The following is a 16,582-nucleotide window of genomic DNA, read 5'->3' on the forward strand; positions in this document are numbered from 1 at the left end:
GCGCCGGCTTATAACCGCCACTTATCGATCAATATCAAAACTTTTTGATATTGACCTTGCAGGGATATCCACCCGTCACTAGACTGCTGGCCTTATGAATCTACCCATGTCCTCACTGCGCCCCGACGACGGCGATGAACTGGCAGCCTTATGCAAGGCCGCCGGCGACCCGTTGCGCCTGAACGTACTGCGCGCATTGGCCAACGATTCCTTTGGTGTACTGGAGCTGGCGCAGATCTTCGCCATCGGCCAGTCCGGCATGAGCCACCACTTGAAGGTGTTGGCCCAGGCCGACCTGGTGGCTACGCGCCGTGAAGGCAATGCGATTTTCTACCGTCGCGCCCTGCCCCACACCGAGCTGCTCGGCGGCAGATTGCACGCCGCCCTGCTCGAAGAAGTGGACGGCCTGAGCCTTCCGGGCGAGGTACAAGCGCGCATCGGCCAGGTTCACGGCCAGCGCGCAGCGGCCAGCCAAGATTTTTTCGCACGGGTTGCCGAGAAGTTTCGCGCCCAGCAAGACCTGATCGCCGGGCTTGCCCAATACCGCGACAGCGTACTGGCGCTGCTGGACAAGCTGAGCTTCAGTGATGAGGCCACGGCGCTGGAAGTCGGCCCTGGCGATGGCGGATTCCTGCCGGAACTGGCGCGGCGCTTCCATCAGGTCACTGCGCTGGACAACAGCCCGGCGATGCTCGAACTGGCGCGCCAGCTCTGTGAGCGCGAGTCGCTGGGCAATGTCAGCCTGCAGTTGGCCGATGCGTTGGACGGCACCACGATCAAGGCCGACTGCGTGGTGCTGAACATGGTCTTGCACCATTTCGCCGCACCCGCCGACGCCCTCAAGCAAATGGCCGGGCTGCTGCACCCCGGCGGTAGCCTGCTGGTGACGGATTTATGCAGCCACAACCAGAATTGGGCCAGGGAGGCCTGCGGTGATCTCTGGTTGGGTTTTGAACAGGACGATCTGGCCCGTTGGGCCACCGCTGCGGGACTCGTTCCCGGGGAAAGCCTCTATGTAGGTTTACGTAATGGTTTCCAGATCCAGGTCCGCCATTTTCAGCGGCCGGCTGGCGACACTCACCATCGGTAAAATCAGGAAAACATCGAGATGAGCGAATACTCCCTTTTCACCTCCGAGTCCGTGTCTGAAGGGCATCCGGACAAAATCGCCGACCAGATTTCCGATGCGGTGCTGGACGCCATCATTGCGCAGGACAAGTTCGCCCGCGTGGCGTGCGAAACCCTGGTGAAAACCGGTGTAGCGATCATCGCCGGCGAAGTGACCACTTCCGCCTGGGTTGACCTGGAGCAAATCGTCCGCGACGTGATCACCGACATCGGCTACAACAGTTCCGACGTCGGCTTCGACGGCGCGACCTGCGGCGTGATGAACATTATCGGCAAGCAATCCCCCGACATCAACCAGGGTGTCGACCGGGCCAAGCCGGAAGACCAGGGTGCCGGCGACCAGGGCCTGATGTTCGGCTACGCCAGCAACGAAACCGACGTGCTGATGCCGGCGCCGATCACCTTCTCGCACCAACTCGTGCAACGCCAGGCCGAAGCGCGTAAATCCGGCTTGCTGCCGTGGCTGCGCCCGGACGCGAAGTCCCAGGTGACCTGCCGTTACGACGGCGGCAAAGTCGTCGGCATCGACGCTGTCGTACTGTCGACCCAGCACAACCCGGACGTGTCCTACGCCGACCTGCGCGAAGGCGTCATGGAGCTGATCGTCAAGCACGTGCTGCCTGCCGAACTGCTGACCAAGGACACCCAGTTCCACATCAACCCGACCGGCCAGTTCATCATCGGTGGCCCGGTGGGCGACTGCGGCCTGACCGGTCGCAAGATCATCGTCGACAGCTACGGCGGCATGGCCCGTCACGGCGGGGGTGCGTTCTCGGGTAAAGACCCTTCCAAGGTTGACCGTTCCGCCGCCTACGCCGGGCGCTACGTGGCCAAGAACATCGTCGCCGCCGGCCTGGCCGAGCGCTGCGAGATCCAGGTGTCCTACGCTATCGGTGTGGCCCAGCCTACGTCGATCTCGCTGAACACCTTCGGCACCGGCAAGATCAGTGATGACAAGATCGTGAAGCTGGTGCGTGAGATCTTCGACCTGCGCCCTTACGCCATCACCACCATGCTCGACCTGCTGCACCCGATGTACCAGGAAACCGCAGCCTACGGCCACTTCGGCCGTACCCCTGCTCAGAAGACGGTCGGCGACGACACCTTCACCACGTTTACCTGGGAAAAAACCGACCGCGCCAACGACCTGCGTACTGCCGCAGGCCTGTAATCGCTGAAATACCCGGCAAAAAAGCCCCGCGCTGTCGGGGCTTTTTTGTGGCCGTGTGAATCATTTAGGCTGGGCACCCCTTTCAGGGCAAGGATGCTCATGATGCGTTTATTGTTTGCTCTTTTACTCAACGCGTTGTCCCTTTCGGCGTGGGCCGACGATTGCCCGGAAGACGCCCGCTCACAGCTCGGCACCCTCGCCGAACAGATCCGCCAGTGGGATGACAGCTACCACCGGCTTGGCCAATCCCCCATCGGCGATGAACTCTACGACCAGGCCCGCCAGCGCTTGGACCACTGGCGTCAATGCTTTCCCGAAACCACCCTGACGCCCGACCATCCGCTGGCAAGCTCACGCGGCACCCTGGCTCACCCCGTTGCTCATACCGGCCTGGAGAAATTACTGGATGAACAGGCGGTCGGCACCTGGCTGGGCACGCGGCAGGATGTCTGGATCCAGCCCAAGGTGGACGGTGTTGCGGTAACCCTGGTGTATCGCCAGGGGCGCCTGCGCCAAGTCATCAGCCGAGGCGACGGAGTAAAGGGCCACGACTGGTCTGCCTCCGCACGCCATGTTCCGGGTATTGTCCAGCAGTTGCCCGAGCCCATCGACCTGGTGCTGCAAGGCGAACTCTATTGGCGCCTCGACGATCATGTGCAATCGGCCAATGGAGGGCTCAATGCCCGCAGCAGAGTGGCCGGGCTGATGAACCGTCTGCGATTGAACGACACCGACGCCGCGGGCATTGGCCTGTTCGTCTGGGCGTGGCCTGAAGGGCCTGGCTCATTTGCCGAACGCCTGGCCACCCTGGCGCGCTGGGGATTCGCCGACAGCCAGCGTTACAGCCAGCCCATTCGGGACATCGCCGACGCCTCGCACTGGCGCACCTATTGGTACAACCACCCGCTGCCGTTCGCCAGCGATGGGGTGGTGCTGCACCAGGCACAACACGCGCCCCCCGACCGTTGGCAGGTCAGTGCGCCTTACTGGGCGGTCGCCTGGAAATACCCGGTGGTCAAGGCGCTGGCACGGGTGCGCAACGTGCAATTTAAAATCGGCCGCACCGGGCGCATCACGCCCATGCTGGAGCTGGAGCCAGTAAAGTTGGATGACCGCACGATCAGCCGGGTGAGCGCAGGCTCGTTGAAGCGCTGGCAGGCGCTGGATATCCGCCCCGGCGACCAGGTGTCGATCAGCCTGGCGGGCCAGGTGATCCCCCGGCTGGACGACGTCATCCTGCGAAACACCCATCGGGCAGATCTGCACGTGCCTGACCCGCGGGACTTTCATGCCTTGAGCTGCTGGCAACTGGACCCTGGCTGCGAAGAGCAGTTGCTGGCACGCCTCGCCTGGTTGAGCGGCAACCAGGGCCTTGCGTTACCCCATATAGGCCGCGAGACCTGGAACGTCTTGATCCAGGCCGGTCTAATCGCAGGCTTTCTCGATTGGTTGACCCTGGATGCGGCAGAGCTTGCTAACATTGAAGGCTTCGGTGATCGCAGCCGTGCGCGAGTGCTCGAAAGCCTTCAAAGCGCGCGGCAACGGCCCTTTGCACAATGGCTCAAAGCCTTGGGCGTACCGCCTGCGGCACGTAACAACCTTGAAGGTGACTGGCACACGCTGGTCGCCAGGGACACCCAAGCCTGGCTGGCCATCGATGGCATCGGCCCGGGCCGCGCAGCGCAATTGAGCGCCTTTTTCCGCGACCCGCAAGTACAGGCCTTGGCAGACACATTACGCGTGGCCGGCATCGACGGGTTTTGAGCCCCAGCCGGCCATCAGACTGCGACAACGGAGCCCCACATGAAATTTATAGCCCCCTTTGCCTTGCTGACCTTCGCAAGCTTCATGACCACGCCACTGCTGGCTGCCGAGCAAGCGCCCCAACTGACCGGCTGCGCCGCCAAGCGCCAAGCCATCAGCACCCAGATCGAACAGGCCAAGGCTCACGGCAACAGCGCGCAACAAGCCGGCCTGGAAAAAGCCCTGAGCGAAGTCACCGCCAACTGCACCGATGCGTCCTTGAAGAAAGAACGGGAAAACAAAGTGCTCGACGCCAAGCAAGAAGTCAGCCGCCGTCAGGCCGACCTGGACAAGGCCATGAAAAAAGGCGACGCCGAAAAGATCAACAAACGTAAGGACAAGCTCGCCGAGTCCCGCAAGGAGCTGCAGGAAGCGGTGGAAGAGCTCGATCAGTAAAACCGGTCAGTGGTCCCGGAACTGCTTATGGCACGCGCTGCAGGCATCTTCGACTTTCTGCACTGCGGGCCTCAGGTTGCTGGCTTTGTAGGGCTGGACCCGGCTGGCGGCCACCAATTCACCGGTGGCCGCTTCCAGGTCGCGGGCCAGTTGTTGGAATTGCGCCTGTTTGCGCCACACATCGTCCTTGGCGCTGGTGTGCTCTTCTTCGCGCACGCTCGGGAAATGCTTCCACGGTTCATGGGACAACGCGTCCAACTTGACCGCGCCTTCGGCGAACCTGGCGCCGTCGAACGGGATACGCCCACGCAGCATGCCGCCCAGGTCTTCATTGGTCTTGAGCATCTGCTTGAAGATGGCCTTGCGTTGGCCCAGCGGCGAATTCGGGTCAACGCCGCCGCAGGCGGACAGTGCCAGGCAGGCCAGCAGTACAACAGTCAGTCTTTTAAAAGTCATGGTGGCTTCGAGGTCACGGGAAACGGCGGCCAGTATCCCCGCCCCGTCCCTAAAGGCCAATAGCCCTATTATTAATAAGGGTTGCCCGGCAGCGCTGCGGCGCGGGCAATCGCTTCAGGAAGTGTTTGTATGAATGTCACGTTGAAACCCTGGAGCCGCCGCCTGGCGTGGGCTCTGCCGATGATCGCACTGCTGGCCGGCTGTGACGCGGGCAAAGAAGCCGCCAAAGATGAAACTGCCAAGCCCCACGCCGTTGCCACTTATGTCAGCGCGCCCTGGGAAGCCCTGCCGACGGTGTCCGACAGCGACCTGCTGGCCGGTTTCGAATCCTGGCGCAGCGCCTGCCAACGCCTCAAGGCCGACCCAGTGTGGGGCACGACCTGCGCCGCCGCCACCGCAGTGCCCAGTGATGCGGTGGCAGTGCGCGGGTTTCTCAAGGAGCGCCTGGATGTGTTCGGCCTGCGCTCGGCCGACAACACCCCGAACGGTTTGATCACCGGCTACTACGAACCGGTCTACCCCGGCAGCCTGACCAAGACCGCCACCGCCAACGTACCGGTGTATGGCGTGCCGGATGACCTGATTATCGTCAACCTGGAAAGCATCTACCCCGAGCTCAAGGGCAAGCGCCTGCGCGGTCGCCTGGAAGGCCGTGTGCTCAAGCCCTACGACGACGCCAGCGCCATCAACGGTCAGGGCTCAACGGCCAAACCGATCGCCTGGCTGACAGACCCGATGGACCTGCAGTTCCTGCAGATCCAAGGCTCGGGCCGGATTCAACTACCCGGCGGGCGCCAACTGCGCGTCGGTTATGGCGACCAGAACGGCTACCCCTATCGCCCGATTGGCCGCTGGCTGGTGGAGCAAGGCGAGCTGAAGAAGGAAGACGTGACCATGGGTGCCATCAGCGCATGGGCCAAGGCGCACCCGCAGCGTATTCCGCAACTGCTGGCGAGCAACCCTAGCTATGTGTTCTTCAGCGCCCGGCCCGATAGCAACGAAGGGCCGCGCGGCTCACTGAACGTGCCACTGACGGCCGGCTACAGCGTGGCGGTGGATCGCAAGGTGATTCCGCTGGGCAGCCTGTTGTGGCTGTCGACCACCAAGCCGGACGGTTCGCCGATCACCCGGCCGGTGGCGGCACAGGACACCGGCGGTGCAATTACCGGCGAAGTGCGCGCAGACTTGTTCTGGGGCACCGGTGCTGCGGCGGGTGAGCTGGCAGGCAACATGAAACAGCAGGGGCAAATCTGGATGCTGTGGCCTAAAGGCGCGGCGCTGCCGCGGGTGCCGGATGTAAGTACCGGGAGCTAACCAACGCTGGAGATCAAAAATGTGGGAGCGGGCTTGCTCGCGAATGCGGTAGGTCAGTCGACCTCTTCAGTGACTGACCCACCGCATTCGCGGGCAAGCCCGCTCCCACACAAGCCAGCTCCCACAAGGGATAGGCGTCAGGCTCTAGATCGAGACGAAGAAGAAACTCGCAACCAACACCATCCCCACAAGCCACACCAGCGAACGCAGCATCGCCCAGTCCGCCAGGTAGCAGATGATGTACAGCAGGCGGCTGGTGATAAACAGCACCGCCAGCACATTGATGGTGACCAATTCGGCCGTGCCCGCCAAATGCGCGATAATCACGGCCGCCGCAAATGCCGGGGTCACTTCAAAGCTGTTGAGCTGGGCATTGTGAGCACGCTTGGCAAGCCCCTCGAGTGTCTCCAGGAAGGCCCGTGGATCGTGATTGTGCTGCGGCCGGAATTTACCGCCGCTGAACTTGGCGACCCCTGTGCACAGGTAAGGCAGAAAAATAGCGATCAACACGCACCAGAAAGCAACCGTCATGACTTATTCCTTTTTTGGTTTTTAAACAGCAATTTGAGTTTTAGCACTAAAAATGCCAGGCCGCACCCACCCGCCAGGAGCCTTACAGAGCCCAAAGGTTCTGTCACGCGGATGCCCAACGCCCTGCAACCCCATTGACACTCCCCCACCCAACGCCCAAGGACCCCGGATGCTTGAACTTGTCGCCGCCTTCATTTGCCTCACCACCCTGCTCACCTATGTGAACTTCCGTTTTATCGGCCTGCCGCCCACCATTGGTGTGATGGTGACGGCCCTGCTGTTTTCGCTGATCCTGCAGGGCTTGAGTTTTCTCGGCTATCCAGGCTTGGAAGAACGCATCCAGCAGTTGATCGGCCAGATCGACTTTGGCGATTTGCTGATGAACTGGATGCTCTCCTTCCTGCTGTTCGCCGGCGCCTTGCACGTCAACCTGAACGACCTGCGCAGTTACCGCTGGCCTATCGGCCTGCTGGCGACCTTCGGCGTGTTGATCGCTACCGCGGTCATCGGCAGCCTGGCGTATTACATCTTTGCCCTGTTTGGCTGGCACGTCAGCTTCCTCTACTGCCTGCTGTTCGGCGCGCTGATATCCCCCACCGACCCGATTGCGGTGCTGGGTGTATTGCGCACCGCCAATGCCTCTAAACCCTTGAAAACCACCATCGTCGGCGAGTCGCTGTTCAACGACGGCACCGCCGTGGTGGTCTTCACCGTGCTGCTGGGCATCGCACAGCTGGGCGAAACCCCTACACTGAGCGCCACCGCCATGCTGTTCGCCCATGAAGCCATTGGTGGCGTGGTGTTCGGCGGCCTGATCGGCTATCTGGTGTACCTGATGATCAAGAGCATCGAACAACACCAGATTGAAGTGATGCTGACCCTCGCCCTGGTGATCGGCGGCTCGGCGATGGCCACTGAACTGCACGTCTCCGCGCCGATTGCGATGGTGGTGGCCGGCCTGATCATCGGCAACCTGGGGCGCAAGCTGGCGATGAACGACATGACCCGCCGCTACCTCGACGGTTTCTGGGAACTGCTCGACGACATGCTCAACGCTCTGCTGTTCGCGCTGATCGGCATGGAGCTGCTGCTATTGCCGTTCAACTGGCTGCACGTATTCGCCGCCAGCCTGTTGGCCGTGGCGATCCTGCTGTCACGCCTGCTCACGGTCGCCCCGGCAATCCTGCTGCTGCGCCGCTGGCGCACGGTGCCACGCGGCACCATCCGCATTCTGACCTGGGGCGGCTTGCGCGGCGGGGTGTCGGTGGCATTGGCGCTGGCCCTGCCATTGGGCCCGGAGCGTGACCTGCTGTTGAGCATCACCTACATCGTGGTGTTGTCGTCGATCCTGTTGCAGGGGTTGAGCATCGGCAAGCTGGTCAAGCGCGTGACCCGGGACGAGCCCCAGGCCGCGCCAGACGCTCACTGATTTTTGTTGATAGGCTGCGGATGCCTCGGGTCCGCAGCCTTCTTGCCGGGCAGGCTGCTTTCGCTGCGAATCTGCGCATGGCTGATCAGCGCGAAGATAAAGCTGCCGCCAATGATATTGCCCGCCAGGGTCGGACCGGCAAATATGAGCCAGAAGTCTTTCCACGGCAATTCGCCAGCAAACACCAGGTAAGACACTTCCGCCGACCCTACGACGATGTGGGTAAAGTCTCCCAGCGCCATGAGGTAGGTGATCAGGATGATGATGAACATCTTGGCGTTTTCCATCGACGGGATCATCCACACCATGGTGGCGATCATCCAGCCGGAGACGATGCCCTTGGCAAACATCTGGCCGCTGTCGTTCTCCATGATCTTGCGCCCGATTTCGAGGAAGGCCAGGTCGGTCTTGGCATCGAAGATCGGCAGGTGCAGCATCACATAAGCCACCAGCAAGGTACCGCACAGGTTGCCCACCAGCACCACCGTCCATAACCGCAACAGCCGGCCGGCGTTGCCCAGCGTGGGTTTGCTCATTACCGGCAGCACCGCGGTCAGGGTGTTTTCGGTGAACAATTGCTGACGCGCGAGGATCACCGCGAGAAAGCCCGCGCAATAACCGAAGCTGGCGATCACCTTGAACCCTTCGCCATCCGGCAGGCGCGAATTAAGCAACCCCATCGCCATCAATGACAGGCCCATGGTCAGCCCGGCCGCCAGCGCCGACCACCACAAGGCAGCGACACTGCGTTCCAGTTCCTGATCGCCCTGGGTACGGATAATCTCGTGTAGCACAGCCGCACGCGGCGGCTGGTTTTTGTCAACGTCGTGCTGTTCTTCCTGCGACAGGTTGGGGGTCTTGCCGTCTGCTTGATTGGCCATGATGTACCAGAGTCCGAGGGATGCCTGTAGCTACGACATGCCGCGGCGATGGCTGTTCAGTGGCCAGGCAACTAAACCGGTATACGCCAGGCCTTGGCCTGCTCAACCGTGGTAGAGCTGAACGGTGTGCTCCAGGGTTTATTACGCGCCCGGTAGTGTTGAATAATGCCATCGAGCACACGGTTGAACTCAGCCGGCGTCGTTGCCTCGCGCAAGTCACGTGCCGCGCGCTGTAACAGCTCAACGTTGGCGGCCGGCTGGCCGGGACGGTACAGCGACGGGTAGATGACCTCTCGCGTAAAGTTTTCGGCCTTTACGCCTATATCCCGTCTTTGCATTTCGGCGACAGCGCTGCTCAACACCTTGGACATGCCTGACGCATCGCCCGATGCCTGCCTGGCGCCCACTTGCAGCAACTGTTGAAAATGATGCTGGCCCGGCGCATTCAGGCGCTTGCCCAGCCACTCGATATCCTCGGGCCTGCGCGCAAGGGCATCCAGGTTGCGTAGCGCCGCGGCCAACTTCGGCGTAATCACCAGCGATGTGCCGGATTGGTTAGCCTCGGCAATCGCACTGTCCAACGCTTGCAGGGCCTGCTGCGCACTCTTGCGAAAGCGCAATGCCTGCGCGCCGGCCGGGTCCTTGCGCAGGTCATCCTGCACGCTGGCCAGCATTTGATCGTCCATCGCCATCACCGCGTCGTCCAGGGAGGCGAACACATCGCGCTCACGTACCTGCGCTCGTTTTTCCAGGTGGTCCGACACCGTTTGGTGGGCCTGGGCTTGCAAATGCTGTTTCTGCTCCGGGGTCATGGTGAAGTTGACGGTGCCGTCGAGCAGGCCGCGAAAGTCACCTCTGCTTGAGTTCAGCGGCAACGTTACGGTTTGCTCCGAGAACGCTTTGAGTCGGTCATCCTGGTAGGCTTGCGCAGCGGTATGCGACGTGCCGGTGAACGTGTCAGTCAAATAACTGATAAAACCACCGCTTTTGGGCGGTGTTGACGTCGCGTCGGATTCGAACTTGACGATCAGCGCTTCGTCCTTGCCCAGGGGGCTCTCGGGGAACGAACGCTCAATGACGCCGGGCGCCGGCGTATTGAGGAGCAGCCCTCCGTCTTGAAACGCCGTGGTTTGCGCCGCCGTTTGAAACCCATGGCCTTGTTCGGACGGGCTTTTGAACAGACCCGGCAACGCGCCTGAAATAAGTGCGGCACGAGTGATATCCATATCCGGAGTCAGGCTGGCATTGAACACCACCAATTGCGGGCGACCGTCAAACATGCCCGTGCCGGTGATATTGAGCTGTTTTATTGCAGGAATATGCCGGCTCAACACCTCCAGGTCGCGAAAGGTAGGCCCTGCACCGGTGCTGAGCCGGTCGGCGATTTTCGTGACTTCAGGCGGTCGGTTGGCCTCGGGCATGCTTGCGATATGGGCAAGAATGGATTTACGCGACTCGTTGCGAATCAAGTCCTCGAGGGGCTGCCCCTCGGTTTGCAGGCGCGGCAACAGGGTCAGCAGCAGTTGAGAAATATTACCGGCCGGGCCAGGCAGTTTTCCCGCAAACTTGCCAAGCTGGGAACTGACACCTTGCAGCCAGGCCAGGACCGGGTCTTTGCTGTTGAGCAGGCTGGGCAGGTCGAGGTTGTTCGACAGCTGCGTGAATGCCTTGGCGTCCATGCCACTGGCGAGCAGCGCCGCGGAAATCGCGCCGGCGGAAGAACCGGAAACCACCTTGATGCTCTGCAGTTTGTCGGCGTCTTCAAGCGCCTGCACCATCCCCGGAAAAGCGATGCCCTTGGCGCCACCGCCACTGAGCACCAAGTGAGCGGGCGGCGGCGGGGAGTGCGCCACCTCTACACGCCCATCGCTGTAGCGAAAAACGCTGATCTTTCTTTCGCCCGCGCCTTTGACCAGCGGCGTCTTCACGTCCTGATCGGCGGTTTGAGGCAATGACGGCTGATTCTGTACAACGTAACTGGAGACTTTCATACACGAGGTTCTCTCGACAGGATGTAGGCCTGAGTGATGAGAGAGCCTCGGAAAGATCCATGCGGAATAATTTGGTAAAGCAAATCACGCCGTGCGGTTTGTTACTCAGTAAGACTGTCGTCCTGGAACTGGTCCTTCACGTACTTGATCTCGGTGCGACCATGGGGCACCGGCAGACCGTCCTCACCCAGGTTGACGAAGACCATTTTTTCCACCGTCAGAATGCTTTTTCGCGTGATTTTGTTGCGCACTTCACAGGTCAGGGTGATGGAGGTGCGGCCGAATTCGGTGGCGGTGATACCCAGCTCGATGATGTCGCCCTGGCGCGAAGCGCTGACAAAGTTGATTTCGGAGATGTATTTGGTCACCACGCGCTGGTTGCCCAGTTGGACGATGGCGTAGATGGCCGCTTCTTCGTCGATCCAGCGCAGCAGGCTGCCACCGAACAGGGTGCCGTTGGGGTTGAGGTCTTCGGGTTTTACCCATTTACGGGTGTGAAAGTTCATGGTCACTCCAAAGCGTCTTGCCAAATGATGGTCAACATCATGGCAGAGCCCGGCGCCAAGCTCTATGAGCCTTTGTCTATCAGCGCCATGGGCGATCTTCATACGGCCGACGGAAAGGCTTGGGAAGTCTGGCGCACACGGCTATAATCGCCCCCGTTTCAAAACGGTCATCTTCAATTGATACCGTTCTCCCGCCACCTGTCCGAGGGGCGCTGCAGCAGGCTTGGCCTGTCAGGCTCGGATGGGGCGTTGTCCGGCCTGGTTACCCTGGCCTGATACTAAACGCACAACGGCGCCCATTCGCACACTACGAATGGAGGCTCTTCATGAGCGCTGTAATTACGCCTGCTGAATTCAACGACTACAAAGTCGCCGACATGTCCCTCGCCGCCTGGGGCCGTCGCGAAACCTTTATCGCCGAATCCGAAATGCCGGCCCTGATGGGCCTGCGTCGCAAGTACGCCGCAGAACAACCGCTCAAGGGCGCGAAGATTCTGGGCTGCATCCACATGACCATCCAGACTGCCGTGCTGATCGAAACCCTGGTTGCCCTGGGTGCCGAAGTGCGTTGGTCCTCGTGCAACATCTTCTCGACTCAGGACCAGGCCGCCGCCGCTATCGCTGCCGCCGGCATCCCGGTATTCGCCTGGAAAGGCGAGACCGAAGAAGAGTACGAGTGGTGCCTGGAGCAAACCATCCTCAAGGATGGCGCGCCATGGGACGCTAACATGATCCTCGACGACGGTGGCGACCTGACCGAGTTGCTGCACAAGAAATACCCGCAGATCCTCGACCGCGTCCACGGCGTGACCGAAGAAACCACCACCGGCGTACACCGCCTGCTGGACATGCTGGCCAAGGGCGAGCTGAAAATCCCGGCCATCAACGTCAACGACTCGGTGACCAAGAGCAAGAACGACAACAAGTATGGCTGCCGTCACAGCCTCAACGATGCGATCAAGCGCGGCACCGACCACCTGCTGTCGGGCAAGCAAGCCCTGGTGATCGGCTACGGTGACGTGGGCAAGGGTTCGTCCCAGTCCCTGCGTCAGGAAGGCATGATCGTCAAGGTCTCCGAAGTTGACCCGATCTGCGCCATGCAAGCCTGCATGGACGGTTTCGAAGTGGTTTCGCCGTTCATCGACGGTATCAACGACGGCACCGAAGCCAGCATCGATAAGGCCCTGCTGGGCAAGATCGACCTGATCGTAACCACCACCGGTAACGTGAACGTCTGCGACGCCAACATGCTCAAGGCCCTGAAGAAGCGCGCGGTGGTCTGCAACATCGGCCACTTCGACAACGAGATCGACACGGCTTTCATGCGCAAGAACTGGGCATGGGAAGAAGTGAAGCCACAGGTACACAAGGTTCACCGTACCGGTAGCGGCGCTTTCGATCCACAGAACGACGACTACCTGATCCTGCTGGCCGAAGGCCGCCTGGTTAACCTGGGCAACGCCACTGGCCACCCAAGCCGCATCATGGATGGCTCGTTCGCCAACCAGGTACTGGCGCAGATCTTCCTGTTCCAGCAGAAGTACGCCGACCTGTCGCCTGCCCAGAAAGCCGAGCGCCTGACCGTGGAAGTATTGCCCAAGAAACTCGACGAAGAAGTGGCCCTGGAAATGGTCCGCGGCTTCGGCGGCGTCGTGACTCAACTGACCAAGACCCAGGCCGACTACATCGGCGTGACCGTTGAAGGTCCGTTCAAGCCGCACGCTTACCGCTACTGATCGACCCTGTAGACGCCGGCTTCATGTGGGAGCTGGCTTGCCTGCGATAGCATCGCCTCGGTATGCCTGATGCGCCGAGGCGATGCTATCGCGGGCAAGCCCGGCTCCCACATGAAGCGGGTGCCTGCATTGACGGTGTACGCCTTCCGGCACTCTGAGTTTCAAAGGGTATTACCATGTCCCAAGACCGTCGCTACAGCTTCGAGTTCTTCCCGACCAAGACCGATGCTGGGCATGAAAAACTGATGGCGACCGCCACGCAGTTGGCCAGCTACAACCCCGACTTCTTTTCCTGCACCTACGGCGCTGGCGGTTCGACCCGTGATCGCACGATCAACACCGTGTTGCAGCTGGAAAGCCAGGTCAAAGTTCCCGCCGCTCCGCACCTGTCGTGCGTGGGCGACAGCAAGGACGACCTGCGCGGCCTGCTCACCCAATACAAGGCCGCCGGTATCCAGCGCATCGTTGCCCTGCGTGGCGACCTGCCGTCCGGCATGGGCATGGCCAGCGGTGAGCTGCGCTACGCCAATGACCTGGTGAGCTTCATCCGTGAAGAGACGGGCGATCACTTCCACATCGAAGTGGCGGCCTACCCGGAGATGCACCCTCAGGCGCGCAATTTCGAAGATGACCTGCGCAACTTCGTGCGCAAGGCCAACGCTGGCGCCGACAGCGCGATCACCCAGTACTTCTTCAACGCCGACAGCTACTTCTATTTCGTCGAGCGTGTACAGGCGATGGGTGTGAACATCCCGATCGTGCCGGGCATCATGCCAATCACCAACTACAGCAAGCTGGCGCGCTTCTCTGACGCCTGCGGTGCCGAAATCCCACGCTGGGTACGCAAACAGCTGGAAGCCTATGGCGACGACGTCAAGAGCATCCAGGCCTTCGGCGAACAGGTCATCAGCATGATGTGTGAAAAATTGTTGCAAGGTGGTGCGCCAGGCTTGCATTTCTATACCCTTAACCAGGCCGAACCGAGCCTGGCCATCTGGAATAATCTCAAGCTGCCACGCTGAGGTTGTTCAGATGACATCCAGGCCCTCGTTCATACGGGGGCTTTTTTTATTCAAACATTCCGGAATGGAAGCCAGCAGTAAATGAATACAGCGTCCCCGACTCCCCGCCCGCAGCTGGTTTACCTGGTATTCGGCGCCGAGACCTACCATCAGGAAGCGGTATTCAGCATTGCCAGCGCCCTGACGCATCTGGGCGGTGCGCAGGACCTGCCACTGGACATCCAAGTGTTCAGCGACAATCCAGCGCCCTACCTGGGTTTGCCGGTGCAGGTCCATGCACTGGACGATGCCACGCGCCAACGCTGGAGCGAGCCTCACGGTTACCATTTCCGCACCAAACACGTGCTGTTGCGCCAGGTGCTCGAAACGGCGGAACACGCGCTGCTGATCGACACCGACACGTTTTTCCACGATTCGCCCATGGCGCTGTTCGAACGCGTCGCCCCCGGCAGCTTGCTGTGCAACGCCTTCCACGCCAAATACGGCGATAACCGCGAAAGCGTGCTGTACGTGACCCTCGCCAAGCACCTGGCCGACAAAGGCCTGGCCGACGACACCATGTGGTTGCTCAACTCCGGCGTCATGGGCCTGGCTCGCCAAGACGCGTACCTGCTGGATCAATCGATTGAGCTGATGGACGAACTCTTCCCGATGGCCAACGGTGCCTACACCCTGGAAGAGTTCTGCCTGTCGGTCGCCGCCTACCGCAAGGTCAATGTGCGCCAGTGCCCGGACCTGATTCATCACTACTGGAGCCGCAAACAACTGTTCCGTGCCAAGGTCAAGGCGTGGATCGCCAAGCACGCCGGCGACCCCATCAGTGCCCAGGCACTGGCCGATACCCGCAAGGTGTCCGCTCACCTGCCGCGTCCACCGCGCCCGCAGCGCCTGATGTACAAGCTGATCACCCTGGCCCTGCCCAAGCGCCAGCAGCAATTTATCCGCGAGATTCTCTACGGTTGCTACGAACACGAAAACGAGTTTGACCAGGCATGCGGCCCGGTCTGGTGGGACAAAGCCCGGCAGAACCAGGAAGAGCGTCAGCAATGCCCGGTCGACGCGCACCAACTGGAGCACTGGTTTGCCAACCCGGTGGTGCGCATGATCCTCGGCGAGCGCCGCACCGCCATCTACGAGCACCTGATGAGCTCAGGAACAAAATAGCGCTGCCCGCAAATGCCTGTGCCAGAGCTTCTATTTAGCACGGGAGCGTCGTAACCTCAGGGCATGCCCGTGATCCTGAAACTTGCGACTGCTGCCCTTTTTGCTTGCCTGAGCCTGGCCGCTCATGGCGAGAAATTGCGCATTGTCACCGAGCCCTGGGCGCCCTATGTGTATGAGGAACAGGGCGCCATGCAAGGGCTGGACTACGAAACCACCGTGATCGTGTTCCAGCGCCTGGGGGTGGAGGTGCAATGGCAGTTCCTGCCCTGGAAGCGCTGCCTGGCGATGCTCGAGCAAGGCCAGGCTGACGGGGTGCTGGATATTTTCCACAGCCATGAGCGCGACGCCATGCTTCTATACCCCAGCGAACCGTTGTCGGAAGTGGAATTCGTGCTGTTCTATGCCAATGAGCGCCCCCACCCCGTGCAAGGCCTCGAAGACCTGCACGGCCTTACGGTCGGTACGTCGCCGGGCTACCTGTACGGTGCCGCATTCAGCGATTCCAGCCTGTTCCACCGTGAAGCCGCACCCAGCCATGAGGCCAACTTCGGCAAATTGATGCGCGGGCGCATCGATCTGTTGATTACCGACCGCCGGGTAGGCCAGCATGCGATCAAGGCACTGGGCCTGGAAGGCAAGGTCAGCCAGGCGCCGGCAGTGCTCAGCCGCCAGCAGCAGTTCCTCGCCGTACGCCGTGGCGCGGGGATGGACCTGCTGGCGCAACGCTTTGCCGCCGAACTTAAACGCTTCAAACAAGAGCCGGCCTACACCGCGTTGAGCGCCAAATACGGTGCAATCCAAGCAATTACGGGCTTCGAACACACCGTTGAGCAGCAGGAAAGCAGCGCGCAGTGATTGCTCTGTTATACTCCGGCCTTTCCGCCAGGCTCACGCCCGGCCGCTCGGGTCTTGAAAAAGGCACCCAACCCCGCTACAGCGCAGCTTTCAGCCCGCGCGAGCCGGTGGAGTGCCCGCCAGACGCAGCAGGACCGGACGGGATTGCGCTCCCCTAAGCGCCATTCACGCCCGGCAAGATTATCCCTTTGGGCCAAGC

At 61.1% G+C, this 16,582-nt stretch carries 15 protein-coding genes and 1 riboswitch; of the genes, 10 read left to right on the forward strand and 5 right to left on the reverse strand.

Features of this window, described 5'->3' with window-relative positions:
• Positions 1–94: 94 nt before the first annotated feature.
• The 4 genes from KVG91_RS11195 (at position 95) to KVG91_RS11210 (ending at position 4,498) form a co-directional block, all read left to right on the forward strand.
• On the forward strand, positions 95–1,090 hold the full coding sequence (locus KVG91_RS11195) for an ArsR/SmtB family transcription factor (RefSeq protein ID WP_169378940.1): 996 nt from the start codon (positions 95–97) through the stop codon (positions 1,088–1,090).
• 18 nt (positions 1,091–1,108) lie between these two features.
• Positions 1,109–2,299: a methionine adenosyltransferase gene (gene metK, locus KVG91_RS11200; RefSeq protein ID WP_124425287.1), complete on the forward strand. Its 1,191-nt coding sequence runs from the start codon at positions 1,109–1,111 to the stop codon at positions 2,297–2,299.
• A 99-nt stretch (positions 2,300–2,398) separates the two neighbouring features.
• The gene (ligB, locus tag KVG91_RS11205) at positions 2,399–4,063 is read left to right on the forward strand and encodes an NAD-dependent DNA ligase LigB (protein WP_169378941.1); all 1,665 of its coding nucleotides are present in this window, start codon (positions 2,399–2,401) and stop codon (positions 4,061–4,063) included.
• A 39-nt stretch (positions 4,064–4,102) separates the two neighbouring features.
• The gene (locus KVG91_RS11210; RefSeq protein ID WP_169378942.1) at positions 4,103–4,498 is read left to right on the forward strand and encodes a DUF1090 domain-containing protein; all 396 of its coding nucleotides are present in this window, start codon (positions 4,103–4,105) and stop codon (positions 4,496–4,498) included.
• A gap of 6 nt (positions 4,499–4,504) precedes the next feature.
• Here KVG91_RS11210 and KVG91_RS11215 read toward each other — a convergent pair whose 3' ends face one another.
• Positions 4,505–4,954: a c-type cytochrome gene (locus KVG91_RS11215; protein WP_169378943.1), complete on the reverse strand. Its 450-nt coding sequence runs from the start codon at positions 4,952–4,954 to the stop codon at positions 4,505–4,507.
• Between the two features lie 129 nt (positions 4,955–5,083).
• Between KVG91_RS11215 and mltA the strand changes: the two genes are divergently transcribed.
• Positions 5,084–6,268, forward strand: a complete 1,185-nt coding sequence (mltA, locus tag KVG91_RS11220) for a murein transglycosylase A (RefSeq protein WP_169378944.1) — start codon at positions 5,084–5,086, stop codon at positions 6,266–6,268.
• Positions 6,269–6,412: 144 nt separating this feature from the next.
• On the opposite strand, the gene KVG91_RS11225 is transcribed toward mltA, so the two are convergent.
• Complete coding sequence (locus KVG91_RS11225) at positions 6,413–6,799, reverse strand: MAPEG family protein (RefSeq protein ID WP_169378945.1); 387 nt, start codon at positions 6,797–6,799, stop codon at positions 6,413–6,415.
• Positions 6,800–6,968: 169 nt separating this feature from the next.
• Here KVG91_RS11225 and KVG91_RS11230 point away from each other — a divergent pair, with 169 nt between their 5' ends.
• Positions 6,969–8,228 (forward strand): cation:proton antiporter, encoded by a 1,260-nt coding sequence (locus KVG91_RS11230; RefSeq protein ID WP_169378946.1) that lies wholly within the window; start codon positions 6,969–6,971, stop codon positions 8,226–8,228.
• Here KVG91_RS11230 and KVG91_RS11235 read toward each other — a convergent pair.
• The 3 genes from KVG91_RS11235 to KVG91_RS11245 form a co-directional block, all read right to left on the reverse strand.
• Positions 8,222–9,109: a formate/nitrite transporter family protein gene (locus KVG91_RS11235; protein WP_169378947.1), complete on the reverse strand. Its 888-nt coding sequence runs from the start codon at positions 9,107–9,109 to the stop codon at positions 8,222–8,224. The two genes, KVG91_RS11230 and KVG91_RS11235, sit on opposite strands and share 7 nt — an antisense overlap.
• Positions 9,110–9,180: 71 nt before the next feature.
• Positions 9,181–11,100: a patatin-like phospholipase family protein gene (locus KVG91_RS11240; RefSeq protein ID WP_169378948.1), complete on the reverse strand. Its 1,920-nt coding sequence runs from the start codon at positions 11,098–11,100 to the stop codon at positions 9,181–9,183.
• A 101-nt stretch (positions 11,101–11,201) separates the two neighbouring features.
• The gene (locus tag KVG91_RS11245; RefSeq protein WP_169378949.1) at positions 11,202–11,606 is read right to left on the reverse strand and encodes an acyl-CoA thioesterase; all 405 of its coding nucleotides are present in this window, start codon (positions 11,604–11,606) and stop codon (positions 11,202–11,204) included.
• Positions 11,607–11,804: 198 nt separating this feature from the next.
• A riboswitch (S-adenosyl-L-homocysteine riboswitch) is annotated at positions 11,805–11,911 on the forward strand.
• A 21-nt stretch (positions 11,912–11,932) separates the two neighbouring features.
• On the opposite strand from KVG91_RS11245, the gene ahcY reads away from it, so the two are divergent.
• From ahcY to KVG91_RS11265, 4 genes are all read left to right on the forward strand, one after another.
• Positions 11,933–13,342: an adenosylhomocysteinase gene (gene ahcY, locus KVG91_RS11250; RefSeq protein WP_169378950.1), complete on the forward strand. Its 1,410-nt coding sequence runs from the start codon at positions 11,933–11,935 to the stop codon at positions 13,340–13,342.
• Between the two features lie 176 nt (positions 13,343–13,518).
• A complete protein-coding gene (metF, locus tag KVG91_RS11255; RefSeq protein WP_169378951.1) occupies positions 13,519–14,364 on the forward strand; it encodes a methylenetetrahydrofolate reductase [NAD(P)H] in 846 nt (281 codons plus the stop codon).
• A gap of 81 nt (positions 14,365–14,445) precedes the next feature.
• Positions 14,446–15,528: a hypothetical protein gene (locus tag KVG91_RS11260; protein WP_169378952.1), complete on the forward strand. Its 1,083-nt coding sequence runs from the start codon at positions 14,446–14,448 to the stop codon at positions 15,526–15,528.
• Positions 15,529–15,591: 63 nt separating this feature from the next.
• Positions 15,592–16,383, forward strand: coding sequence for a substrate-binding periplasmic protein (locus KVG91_RS11265; RefSeq protein WP_169378953.1), 792 nt, complete (start codon positions 15,592–15,594; stop codon positions 16,381–16,383).
• Positions 16,384–16,582: the final 199 nt, after the last annotated feature.

This window comes from Pseudomonas azadiae (assembly GCF_019145355.1).
In the GTDB taxonomy this organism is placed as follows: domain Bacteria; phylum Pseudomonadota; class Gammaproteobacteria; order Pseudomonadales; family Pseudomonadaceae; genus Aquipseudomonas; species Aquipseudomonas azadiae.